Below are 13,058 nucleotides of genomic sequence, written 5' to 3' on the forward strand. Positions count from 1 at the left end.
TCCATCCTCCGAAGCCTTCCGGTCTCATGAAGTGACGCAGAACCCGGAAGCAAACAAATGTGAGCCTGAGGCGTGAGCGCACGGAGGAGGGGACCGCGACCCCCCTCGGGGGACTCGGCCGGGACTCTCACCCGGAACCGAGTGCCAATTACGGTCGGCCGCGATCCATGGCCAGCGTACCGCTCAAGCACGCAATCCGCAACACTGTACTCCGTAGCGCAAAGCGACATTGACTCGTAGCGTGTGTTTCAGTGAACCTCACCTGCGCCAGGGCCATATCCTCCCAATCCAACTTCCGCGGCCGCCACCGGAGCCCCCCCTAAATCCCCATCGCACCTCTCGGACAACTAGCTTCGTCCCCTGCCTCGCGACGTAATAGTCTGCTCGATGCTTCTTTGGCAACTTCACCTTCAACCGGGCTGCACTCCGAGCCTTTTCATGCACGAGCGACATTTTTCCTCCCGCCCCCGTGTAGCTCGCGATTTTCTTCTTGAGCGCGCGCTGCTTATCACCTATCTGTTGAACATGACCTTCGATTGACATCTTGCCGCGTATGGGCAGGTTGCGTTTGTCTCGCAGTAGCTCGTCCTGACGTCGAAGAATCTCCTCGGTGAGTGCCCATATTTGGTTCAGCAGAGCGTTGATCCCACTTTCGCTCAACCCCGTCGTGTCGAAGCGGTTGATCGGATCGTTGGGGTAGTTGTACGCGTTCTCGTTGCCACCCTCGACCGGGTCGACAGACAAGAACCGGCCCGTCACCGGGTTGTACAACCGGGCACCCATGAGCATCAGGCCCGTCTCATCGGTCGCCCGCTCATGGGAACCCAACCAGCCGTAGTCCACGACACCCGTGTCCACTGCGGTCGTGTTCGCGGTCTGGATGGGCGACCCGTACTCGTCGAACACTCCCCATCCCGAGATCTCCTCCGCCGCCGCGGAGGCCGACGCGAGCGGAATCATCGTGATGACGTCACCGTGAGGATCGTCCACCGCCAGCTCCACCGAGCCGTCGTCGGCCACCGTGGCGCCCAGACCCGACCCCAACGCCGGGGTGTACCGCGTGGTCGACGTGCCATCCGGCGTGACATCGACCACCTTCGACGGCGAATCCGACGACCCTGCATAGTGACGCGTGACCGTGGAGGTCACCACACCCGACAGCGTCACCGTCTCCACCAGCCGGCGACCCGCCACATCCAGCGAGAACGTGGTCGACCGCGCGCCCTGAGTAATCGAACGCGGCGCATCCGACTCGAAGTACCCGAGCGAGACATCACCCTTCGCCGGGTCCGGGGCGTCAGCCGCAGGAAGCACCGTCACCCGGCCGAAGAGATCATGCGTGTAAGCGCTCTGACCGTCACCGGCCGTCAACACCCGCGAAGAGAGGTCGTACGACCAGTTCTTCGTGGAAGTAGACCCACTGCCGCACTCACCGGTCTCATCCACGCCGGTCGTCGTCAGCGAGGTCCGGTTGCCCTGCTTGTCGAAGCCGTACTCGCGCACCTCGCACTCCTCGCCGGCACGATCAACCACACGCGTGAGGCGGCTCGCCCGATCGTAGGAATACTCCCGAGTGGGATCCTCCCCACTGCCACTCAGCATGGTCATCGGCGCCCACTCACGCACGACGCGGCCCTGGAAGTCATACTCGCGAGACCACGACAACCATGTGCCACGACCGACCGTCACCGCCTCGGTGTCGGGGTCGATCGTGGTGACCTTGCCCTCGTAGAGCTGCTCCACGAGCTGACCCAGGTCGTCGTAGACGAAACGCTGAGTGATCTGGCCGGGAGCGGTCTGCACCGTCATCGCGGCCTGATCGTCGTACGCGGCCCGGTACTCACCGACTCCCGACACCGTCATGCGGGTGACGAGGCCTCGGTACTCCGGCTGCCCGTTGGCGTCGTTCCCGTCGTACGTGTAGGTCACCGTTCCGAGAGTGGGACTGGTGGTCGAGGCTACCTGGCCCGCTCCGGGCTGCCCCGGCGCGACGTACGTGGTTGTGGTCACATCTCCGAGCTGGTTGGTCTCCTTCGTCACCCGACCCCAGAGATCGTGCTCTACCGTCTCCGATGCCGTGACGTTACCCTGAGCGTCGAGGGCTTCGGTGCCGGTGACCAGGCCGTTGGTCGCGCTGTACACGGTGCGGATCGCAGGCTCGGGCGCCGCGCTGAGCGCCCCCGAGACCGTCGCGTCCGTCGTCACGGCACGGCCCGCGGTGTCGTAGGTGGTCGTCGTCGTCCGCTCCACCACGTTCGAACCCGACCCCGACGTCTCGACGACCTCGGCCTGCTGCAGCAGATAGGTGTACTTGGTCACGCGGGAGTCGGGGAGATCACCGCCGGAGGCTGGAGCGGTCGCGGCGCCATTCCAACACGGAAGTCCGGCCCATTCGGGCTTGTTGCCGCAGGCCGCATCTTGCGCGTTCGCTCCAGCGGTGTAGTCAATGGAGAGCGTCGTCGCTTCGTCGTTTCCCTGCGACAACGGAGCACGGGACTCCACCACGCCACCGCTCTTGTCGTAGCGCGTCTTCGTCACGATGTCGTTGCTCGACGAACCGCCCATCACGAGCGTGTTCGACGTGGAAGCCCCCAATCGCCACCCCGAGGTGTCACCCGTCGCCGAACTCCCGTCGATGGGGCTGTAACCGCTCTTGGTCTGCGAGACGGTCTCGATGTCGGCGGGAACGGACACGTCCGGATCGGTGGTCGCCGAGTCGGGTGCTGCTGCACCCACCGTGGTGGACGTCACCAGCCCCCACCGCTGACCCGTGACAGCGTCGATCCCACTGCCCGGGGCCCCCTGGTCGTACACGTAGGTGGTGTGTGCCCGCACGCGTTGCGATTCACCGTCTGAGAGGACCGCGTCTTCTGCCGGCGCCCAGGAGTCGGTGACGAACATGCCGGCCGCCACGGCGGTGCCTGCGATCGACATCGCGCCGTTGTACCGCGTGACCGTCGCATACTCCGATGCGTCGAAGGTGTCCGTGGGATCGGCGGCCGCGCGGTCGATCACGGCGCGGATTCCCCGGTTGTCGAAGGAGCGCACCACGTTACCCAGATCGTCGTAGTCGGTCGCGGTGAGCTGCCATGCCCCTGCGCCGTACTCCGCACTGTTGACGGTGTAGCCCTCGTCGTCCGTGTATTGGATCGACGCGAAGCGCCAGTCGGCTGCCGAGAGCTGCGACGGGTCGGTCGTGGTGAGGGGCCGGTCGGGGCCGAACTCCGCCGCGCCGTAGGTGGGCACCCGCTCCTGCTTCCAGCGGGCGACACTCGTCGCCCTCAGGTCGGGGAGCCCGGACACGGTCTGGGTCGGGTCGATCCCGTAGACGAAGCTCGTCACCGTCGACGTGGGCTGCCCCGACGCGGCGCCCCCGCGGGTGACCTTCGCCAGCCGCAGATCGGTTCCGGTCGTGTACGAGAAGCCGTAGGGCGCCAGTCCGGCATTGGTGACGCCGGTCAGGCGCGTCACGTCGGTTCCACTGACCGAGTATGTGTAGCTGGTCGAGAGGCCCGGCCGGCGCGGGTCGGTCACGGTGGCCAGTCGCCCGTTCGAGTGATACGTGTACTGGGCGACGACGGTCGTTCGCATGCCGGGGGTCGGAGTGGCATCAGGATCGAACGCCGTGTACGCGATGCTCTTGACCTGGCCGGACACATCTCCCGGGGAGGAGGATGTCGCGGTCGTCGACGACGCGTACGTCACCTCGAGCGCGCGGCACCCCGCGACCAGGGTGGTGCACGTCACTCCGTCGGGCACCGAGGCGAGGATGCGCGTCACGCGTCCCTGGGCGTCGGCCGTGTAGGTCGTCTTGCCCAGCCCGCCGGGCTCTTGCACAGAGACCGGCGTCCAGCGGAAGCGCGGATCACCCTGTGACAGGATCTTCCAGGTCGTGATGGTCCCGTCGATCTCTTTGAGCGTCAGAGTGCGCCCCGTCCCGCTTCCCGCAACGGTCACCTTGGCTTCCATGAAGGCGGTGTCTTCGTCCACCGCGCTATAGGAGCCTGTGGGAGCGTCGAGCTTCTTGCCTCCGGGCTGCCGGTATACGAGGGGGTCTCCCTCGTCGTCGACGAACGCGATGGTGCCATCGATGGTGGTGCTGTCGACCACGGTCAGCGATGCGCCTCCCTCGCCCGAACCGTCGAACGATGCCGTCCATCCGGGCCCGAAGACGCCGTAGCCGCCGGGAACGGGGCCGTCGAACGTGGAGTGCGAACGCGACACCGACAGCGCACCTTCCGGAGTCGGCACGGTCACGTCGGTCTCGCTCATGTTGAACTCACCGGTCCAGAGCGCCACCTGGCCGGGGCCGGCTTCGGCCGTCGGGAAGCCTCCTCCGAAGGCGTGCGGAACCCGCAGCACGGTGGCGCCCACCCCGTTGTCATCGGTGCATTGAGTACCGACCGAGGCGTAGGTGAAGCACAGCCGCACCTCCAGGAGGACAGGCACGCGGGGGTTGAGAGCAACGGACGAGCCCGAACTCGTATCGGTGACCGCCGACTGGGTCTGCCAGATGAAGTTCTTCACCTCGACGGGAGTCGATGCGCCGCCGGTGGTCGGCACACTGCCACCGTCGGTCCATCCCGACCCGGATGCACCAGCGGCACGCCACTGCAGCTTCGCGCTCACGGATGCGGCCTGCCCGAGCGGAGGAGCCGTCGCCGACAACCGGACCGAGTTGTTGGTCTTCACGCCTTCGACAGGCGTCGTGAACGCCGCGTTGCCGTAGCCGAACGTGTAGGTCTGTGTGGCCGAGGTGAGGCCCGAGATCTGCTTCGTGTACGCCGTGATCCGGTGGCTTCCGGACGACTTCGACACCGAGACGCTGAAGGTGCCCCCCGAGCCCGCGGTGACCGACTTGACCGTCTCGCTGGTCGCGCCGTCGACGCGGTAAGCGAGGGCGGTCGCCGCATTGTTGCCGCCACTGCTGGGGACGGAGATCGTGCACGTGATGTTCGAGGACGGCGGGTTGTCCGTCCACGAGCCGTTGGCGTAGTTCGGGCAGGAGATCGTGGGGGCCGGCGGCTTGCCGACGGCGGTCTTGAACGCGACCATCGAGCTGTACCCGGGGTTGGATCCGGACACGCCGTCGCGGACGACGGCACGCACCCAGTAGGACGAGTTGTCGGCGAGTTTGCCCGACGGCGCCGCGCACGAGACGGTCGCGCCCGAAGATCCCGATTTCGTGCAGGTGGTCACGAGGTTGGCGGAACTGACCGTCGAGGACTTGTAGACCTCGAGCGTGTACGCCAACGTCCCTCCGTCGGCGTCCGTCGCTTTCGTCGAGAACGTCGGGGTCAGCGTGTTCGCGTACTTCGTCGATCCCGACGTCGTCACCCCCGACACCGTGGGCGCGCTGGGCTTACCCGGATGCCGGTTGTACGTGACCTTCAGCTTCGGCGGATTCGACCCGTTCGACGACGAGATCCGGCGCCATTCCAGGTTCGAGCTCTCCGACGCGGTCAACCGCATCGAGAACGTGGTCTTGTTCTGGTCGGCAGCGTTCTGCACGATCGACTTGACGTCCACCGCCGACATCCACCCCGCCGGACACGCCGACCCGCCGCCCTTCCCACCCACCGAGAACGTCTTCGACACGCTGCTGTTCGTGCTCGGCTGGTTGTTCCACGTGATGTCGTCGTTGCTCATCGTCTCCGACGACGCCCGCACCGTGAACGACGACGCATTGCAGTTGTACGACTTGTTCCCATACAGCTGCAGCGTCGCCGACTGGATCTGCGCGCCCGCGATCGGCTGACCACTGAACTTCAAGAACGCCCGGTACTTGTACGTCCCCGAGTTATACGTCCCGAACATCAACTCCGTCGCCGACGCGTAGTTCTCATTCGGGAACTGCGTCGACACGTAACTGTCCCGCGGCCCCGCGAACGTCACGCTCGGATCGATCACCACCGGATACGTCGCCGTCTCCAAGAACTCCTCACCCGGAGTGACCACGACCGTCTGCTCACCCTTCCGGGTCTCCACGCTGACGTCCGCGACTTCGACCTCACCCGCCGCCGCCGGCAGCGAGACCTCCCCGTGCGGATCTGCCTCCGCATCCCACATGAACGCCGTCCCCAGCGCGCCCACCGTGTCACCCTCATCGGTGACCAGAGCAACCTGCTCGCCGTCCTGAACGAACTCCACCCCATCGGCGACCACCGGAAGCTCCACCGCGACCGACGCGGGATCCTCCGGCTTCTCCGTCAACACCACGTAATGCTCAAAGCCGTACCGCGTGGCCTCCACCACCAGATCAACCCCGGGCTCCACATCCTGATACGTCGCCCGAGACCCCTCTAGCACCGGCTCCGGCAACGGCTCCCCCTGCCACCCGAAACCGACCGAACCATCCTCCGAACCCACCTGCACCAACGGGGAATCCCCCGCCTGCCCGCCATGGATCTCCACGTCATACACCGGCGACACCGGACGCACCACGCCATCCGCCCCCGCCTGCAACGTCAGATCGACATCACGCCACCCGTGCTCACCCGACGAATCACGAACCCTCTCCACGCCCGTGGACGACTCCACCGTGAACGAACCATCCGGCTCCGCAAACGTCACCGATGACTCGGTCCGCTCAGACAGCACCTCCACCCGCACCCCCTGCGCCCTCGCGGCGATCTGCGCTTCGATGGGGGAATCGGCGACCGTCGTCCGCTCTTCCGCCTGGGTGGAGGCCGGGGTCTCCGTCGTGGGCTGCGCCGGCGCCGTCTCAGCGGCGGCGCTCGGAGCGAGGAGGCCGCCGACGAGTCCGGCAGTGATGATCACTCCCGCCCCGATGGACGTGGCGGTGCGGCGAGCGATCGTCGCGAGGAACCGGTGGCGCGGCTGGGCAGCACGGAAGATCGTGGGTGTGGGCATGGGTGATCCTTCGGGTGGGAGAGCACGACGGAAGAATGCCGTCATAGAGAAGTTGCCGCAGGAGCCCATTTCCTTACAGCGAACGCCAAGTTTTTTCTCAGCGGGCACTCAGGACCATGGCCGCGAGGGCTCCGCCGGCCACGGGAATAGCCGCCGCCGTGGCTCTCGTTCCTCCGAACATGACTCTGCGCCGCGTTCTCGTCCTCCACGGCTATCTCGCCTCACCGTCGGATCACTGGTTTCCCTGGATCCGCGATGAGCTCTCTCCCGGAGTAAAGGTCGAGGTCATCGAGTTGCCGGATTCGTCCGAGCCCGACGCTGAGCGATGGATCTCGACGGTCGCGGAGGCGATCGGCACGCCCACCGCGGAGCTCGCGATCGTCGCACATAGCCTCGGCGCTGTGACGGCGCTCCACGCGCTCGATCGCCTCGCCGGAGACTGGAGCCTCGGCGCGTACGTCGCGGTGGCCGGTTTCGTCGATCCCCTCCCGGCGCTGCCCCAGCTCGACGGCTTCACCGCCGAGACGCCCGACACCGCACGAACGGCGGCCCGCACGCTCCGTCGCGGCGTCGTCGTGTCGGACGACGACTCGATCGTGCCGCCGGCGCTCACCCATCGCCTGGCGGCACGACTCGAGGCCGAGGAAGTGACCGTCTCGGGTGGCGGTCACTTCCTGGCGGACGAGGGCGTCACCACCCTGCCCGCTGTGCTGCATCTTCTCCCGACCCACTGAGCCCCCGGGGTCGGGACGCGCGTGCCGGCGCGCGGGGGGTCACGCCGGCACGCACACGCTCACTCGGTCGCCGAGCGGCGACGCAGCAGGAGCGCTCCCCCACCGATCAGCAGCAGCAGCGCGAGCGCCGGCAGCCACAGCGGGAACTGGCCACCCGACACGGCGAGGATCTCCACCTCGTTGTCGGTCGCGCTCGGCGGCGGCGTGATCGTCTCGCCGCCGGGCGGGGTGGCGGTGCTGGTGGCGACGTTGCGGAGCGTCGCGCCCGTCACTCCCGTCTTGACCGTGACCGAGTACGTGATCGTCACGGTCTCCCCCTCGGCGAGCGCGCCGCTCCACGTGAGCGTGGTGCCCTCGAGCGACGGAGCGGCGACCTCTCGGTCCCCCACCGTCACGGCCACGTCGTCATTGAACGTCGCGTGGTCCAAGACCCCGCTCAGATCATCGGAGATGACGACCTCGTCCAGACGGGTCTCTCCGGTGTTCACCCCTGTGAGGGTGTAGTGGACGACGGAGCCTTCACCGACCGCGGTGCCCGAACCGGGGTCCGAGGTCTTCTCGAAGGTGTAGCCGGGCTGTCCGACCGGGTGCTCGGTGACCGAGGGCGGCGGCGTCACCTCGGTGCCCCCGGGAGGCACCGCGACACCGGTCGCCGTGTTCTGGAGGAGCGCGCCACCCGCGTCGCCGTGGACGGTGACGGAGTAGGTCAGCGTCACGCGCTGTCCCACGGCGAGCGCGCCGGCCCACTTCAGCTGCGCGTCGGTGGCGACCACGTCGCCCGCCGGCTCGCCGTCGATCGCGGCGACGGCGTCGTCATTGAAGTCCGCGTGGCCCAGCACCTTCGACAGATCATCGACGAGGGTGACGGGGTCCAGCGCCGTCGCGCCGGTGTTGATACCGGTCACGGTGTACGTGACGACCGACCCCGGATCCACACGCCTGCCCGCGGCGGGATCCGAGGTCTTGGTGACCTCGAAGCCCGGAGCGTTGACGGGGTGCTCGGTGACCGCCGGAGGCGTCTCGATCGGCGGAACTCCGCCCGGAGGCGTCGCCGACCCGGTGACCGAGTTCTCCAGCGTCGCACCCCCGGCGTCGGCGGCGACCTCCACGGTGTAGGTGAGCGTCACGACAGATCCCACGGGGAGTGCACCTGTCCAGGAGAGCGTCTCACCCGCCACCACGGGGGCGGCAGCCGGAGCACCGTCGATCGTGACCGAGGGTGTGCCAGTGAGCGCCGCGTGGGCAAGCACTCCACGGAGGTCGTCGGTGATCGACACGGGATCGAGGGCCGTCTCGCCGGTGTTGGTTCCGGTCACGGTGTAGGTGACGAGGTCGCCGGGGTCCACCGCGGTGCCCGAGGCAGGGTCGGCGGACTTGGAGACCGAGAAGCCGGGTTCGTTCACCGGGTTCCGTGTCGTTCCGGGAGGCGGGGTGAGTTCCCCTCCGCCCGGCGGCGTCGCGGTGGCCGTCGCCGTGTTCTCGAGCACCTCGCCGGCGGCGTCGGCGCCCACGGTCACCGAGTAAGTGATGACGACCGCCTGTCCGACCTCCAGCGCGCCGCTCCAGGTGAGGCGGTCGCCGCTGACGACAGGATCGGGTGCCCCCGCGTCGCCGACCGAGGCGGTGGCGTCACCGTTGTAGGTTGCGTGGGAGAGGACGGCCGACAGGTCGTCGACGATGTCCACCGGGTCGAGGACCGTCTCTCCGGTGTTGACGCCGGTGAGGGTGTAGGTGAGCACCGCACCGGGGTCGACCGCGGTACCGGATGCCGGGTCCACCGACTTGGTGAACGTGAAGCCGGGCTCGTTGATCGGGTGCTCGGTGCTCACCGGCGGCGGGACGATCGAGGTACCGGGCGTGCTCGGGCTCTCGGGGTCGCTCGGGTCGGAGGGAAGGAGCGGCGTCACCTCTCCCGTCACCGTGTTGCGGACGGTCTCGCCGCCCGCATCGGCGTCGACGGTCACCGAGTAGGTGATGACGACGTCCTGGCCGGCGGCGAGCGTGCCCGCCCAGCGCAGTGCTCCGTCTTCGACCGTGACGTCTCCCGTGGAGGCCTGGACATCCCCGTTGTAGCGGGCGCTGGTCAGCACGGAGCTGAGGTCGTCGACGATCCGCGCGGGATCGAGCGTGACGTCGCCCGAGTTCGTTCCGCGGACGGTGTACTCGATGACCTCGCCCGGGTCGACGGCGGTGCCGGTCTGCGGGTTCGCCGTCTTGTCGACCTCGAAGCCGGGGTTGACCACGGGGTGCTCGGTCGATCCCGGCGGCGGGGTGATCGGGTCGCCCGGGTCGGTCGGGCTCTCCGGGTCGGTCGGGTCTTCGGGGATCTGCGGTGTGGCCTCACCGGTCACGGTGTTGCGCAGGAGCACACCGGTCGCGTCATCGTTCACGGTGACCGTGTAGGTGATGACCACCTGGGCGCCCGGCGCGAGCGTGCCGGTCCACGTGAGCGCGCTGCCGTCCACGTCGACGTCGCCCACGGTCGCGGACACCTCGCCGAGCGTCGCGCCCGTGAGCACCGCCGAGAGGTCATCGGTGATCGAGGCCGGATCCAGCTCGGTGTTGCCGGTGTTGGTGCCGGTGACCGTGTACGTGATGGTGTCGCCCGGGCCGACGGCCGTTCCCGACGCGGGGTCGGCGGACTTCACGACCTCGAAGCCGGTGACCACGACGGGGTGCTCGGTCTCCGCCGGCGGCGGGGTGATCGGGGTGCCCGGAGTGGTGGGGCTGTCGGGGTCGGACGGATCCTCGGGGATCTGCGGCGTGGCCTCGCCCGTCACGGTGTTGCGCAGGAGTGCGCGCTCCACCCCATCGTTCACGGTGACGGAGTAGGTGATCGTCACGGCCTGGCCGCGCGGAATCGCCCCGGTCCACGTGAGGGTGTTCCCGGCCACGGTGGCGGTGCCGAGCGTTGCCGACACGTCGCCGTTGTAGGTCGCGTCATCGAGCACGCCGGCCAGGTCGTCGACGATCTCGGCGGGGTCGAGGTCGGTGTCGCCGGTGTTGGTGCCGACGATCGTGTACTGGATCGTGTCACCCGCACTCACGGCGGTTCCCGAGGCCGGGTTCGCCGTCTTGCCGACGGTGAAGCCCGATCCGATCACGGGATGCTGCGTGTCGACGGAGGGCGGCTGGATCGGGGTGCCCGGGATCTGCGGCCCGCCGGGGTTCGCCGGGTCGGGTGTCGTCGGCGTGCCGGAGCCGGTCGCCACGTTGGCGAGGATCTCTCCCGACGCGTCGTCGTCGACCGTGACGGAGTAGGTGATGGTGACCACCTCACCCGGCTGCAGGGTGCCGGTCCAGGCGAGGTCGTCGCCCGAGACGGTCGCGCCGCCGGAGGTCACCGGAGTGCCGCCGATCCGCGTCGCGACGTCGCCGTTGTACTCGGCGTGGGCGAGCACAGCGGAGAGGTCGTCGGCGATCGTGGCCGGGTTGAGGGTGGTGGCACCCGTGTTGGTGCCGGTGACGGTGTACTCGATCACCTGTCCGGGCTCGACCACCGAGCCGCTGGCCGGGTCTGCCGACTTGGCGATCTCGAAGCCGGCCACGGGGTGCTCGACCGTCACGACGGGAGGCTCGACCGGGTCGAGCCCGCCGGGAGGCGTTCCCGACGCGGTCACGCTGTTGGCGATGGTCTCGCCCTCGACGTCGTCGTTCACGATGACGGAGTACGTGATCGTGACGACCTGACCGGGCTCGAGTACTCCCGTCCAGGCGAGCGTGTCGCCGGTGACGGTCGCGCCGCCCGCGGAGACCGGCGCGTCGTCGATCGACGTGGTCACATCGCCCTGGTACTCGGCGTGGGCGAGCACGCCGGAGAGGTCGTCGGTGACCTGCACCGGGTCGAGCGTCGTGTTGCCGGTGTTCTCGGCCTCGACCGTGTAGGTGATCGTCTGACCCGCGGTCACCGCCGCACCGTCGGCGGGGTCGGACGTCTTGCGCAGGTCGAGCGAGGGCGCCAGGCGCGCGTTGGTGAACGTGCAGACCACCTCGGTGCCGAGGGATCCCTGCGGTTGCGTGATCTGCCCGGAGGAGCCGACCGAGACGGGGCTCGTGGAGCCGTCGGAGTTCAGCTGCTCACAGACGAGCGACGACGCGTAACGGGAGAGGTCAGTGGTTCCGACCGCGCTCTCGGAGAGGGTGAAGGGGTCCCCCTGGTTGGTGAAGACCGGGCCGGCGTAGTCGGGCTGGACACCGGTGGTGGTGCCCGTGGTCGAGGCGTTCGTCTGCGGCACCTGGTAGTCGCTCGGCGAGTCGATGCGCAGGCCGAACTGGTCGGTCGCGGCGTGGCGGCCGCTCGGGACGTTCTTCTTGAGCGTCAGCGTGTTCGGGAACGTGCAGCTGGCCATGTCGGTCGGCGAGAAGGTTCCGAGACTGGTCGTGTTGACGGTCTCGCCGCGGGCCAGGTCGACCTCGATGATCCGGTTACCGTCGTTGGCGGCCGACACGAAGATGTGCCCGAGGTTTCCGAACGCGATGCCGTTGCCCTCGACACCGGCGCCCATGTCGTGCACCTGCTTGGCCCCGATGGTCGCGGTGCTGGAGGTGAGCTCGAGCGGAATGTCGGCAGAGTAGATGTAGCGGTCGGCCACGAGCACCAGCTGACCGGAGGCGCTGAAGGCCATGTCGCCGTTCGAGCCGAAGGCGCTGCTGCCCGCGGTCGGGCGGAGCGTTCCCACCTGCACGTAGGTCTGCGGCGAGACGTTCTCGTTCCACGCGTACAGGGCGATCGCGTTGTTCGTCGTGTTGCTCGCGAAGTAGTAGACGCCGGTCGTGGGGTGCACCGCGCCGCGGAGCACGGACGAGTTGAGCGTGAAGCTCGTCGTCGCGGTCGTGTCGGTCACGCGGTCGTGCTTGGCGAGCACCTTGTTACCGGCCGCGTTGGTGACGGTGTAGGCGTACCGGCCCCCGGCAGAGATGCCGAGACCGTTGGTGGTGTGGTTCGCGCCGATGCCCGTGCTGCTGAGGGCGCCGCCGTCCGCGGTGACAGTGAACTCCCGCACTTCCGACGTGCTCTGCACGTACACGGCGTCGGGCGCGCACTCGAAGGGCTCCGCCGCGGCGGCCGGCGAAGCCGCACCCGCGACCACCAGCGACGAGGCGACGACCGCCGCACCGGCGGCTCCGCCGATCATCCGCCGCACGCGTTCGCGCCACACCCCCTCGATCTGTGCCGATCGGTCCGCAAACCGAAGATGACGCTTCATCGCACGACGGAAAATCAAGACGGCTCTCCCCTGTCGGTGACCGGTGGCGAACGCACACGCGGACGACCCCGAGCCGCGTTCGCGGCTGCGCGATCGTCGCGTCGCCGTTCGCGGGCGCGCCGATGTTCGGGGGTCTTGGTCAGCTTGTCGAGCCCGCCTACACCGGGAGTCACCGTTCCCGCGATTTCACCCCCGATTTCACCCCTCGTCGCGGATGGCGGGCAACGCGGGGGTCGATCGCTAG

At 68.2% G+C, this 13,058-nt stretch carries 3 protein-coding genes; 1 reads left to right on the forward strand and 2 read right to left on the reverse strand.

The window, feature by feature from the left end:
- Positions 1-258: 258 nt before the first annotated feature.
- On the reverse strand, positions 259-6,873 hold the full coding sequence (locus tag AVP41_RS11010) for a DNRLRE domain-containing protein (protein ID WP_067164298.1): 6,615 nt from the start codon (positions 6,871-6,873) through the stop codon (positions 259-261).
- Between the two features lie 179 nt (positions 6,874-7,052).
- On the opposite strand from AVP41_RS11010, the gene AVP41_RS11015 reads away from it, so the two are divergent.
- Positions 7,053-7,607 (forward strand): RBBP9/YdeN family alpha/beta hydrolase, encoded by a 555-nt coding sequence (locus tag AVP41_RS11015; RefSeq protein ID WP_197464317.1) that lies wholly within the window; start codon positions 7,053-7,055, stop codon positions 7,605-7,607.
- Positions 7,608-7,666: 59 nt separating this feature from the next.
- On the opposite strand, the gene AVP41_RS11020 is transcribed toward AVP41_RS11015, so the two are convergent.
- Positions 7,667-12,814, reverse strand: a complete 5,148-nt coding sequence (locus tag AVP41_RS11020) for an isopeptide-forming domain-containing fimbrial protein (protein ID WP_157532459.1) — start codon at positions 12,812-12,814, stop codon at positions 7,667-7,669.
- Positions 12,815-13,058 lie beyond the last annotated feature (244 nt).

The sequence above is a fragment of the Microbacterium sp. TNHR37B genome, from assembly GCF_001620065.1.
GTDB lineage: Bacteria > Actinomycetota > Actinomycetes > Actinomycetales > Microbacteriaceae > Microbacterium.

Coding starts and splice junctions, on each gene's coding strand:
- AVP41_RS11010 (WP_067164298.1), bottom strand. CDS start 6,873: ATGCCCACACCCACGATCTTCCGTGCTGCCCAGCCGCGCCACCGGTTC.
- AVP41_RS11020 (WP_157532459.1), bottom strand. CDS start 12,814: ATGAAGCGTCATCTTCGGTTTGCGGACCGATCGGCACAGATCGAGGGG.
- AVP41_RS11015 (WP_197464317.1), top strand. CDS start 7,053: ATGACTCTGCGCCGCGTTCTCGTCCTCCACGGCTATCTCGCCTCACCG.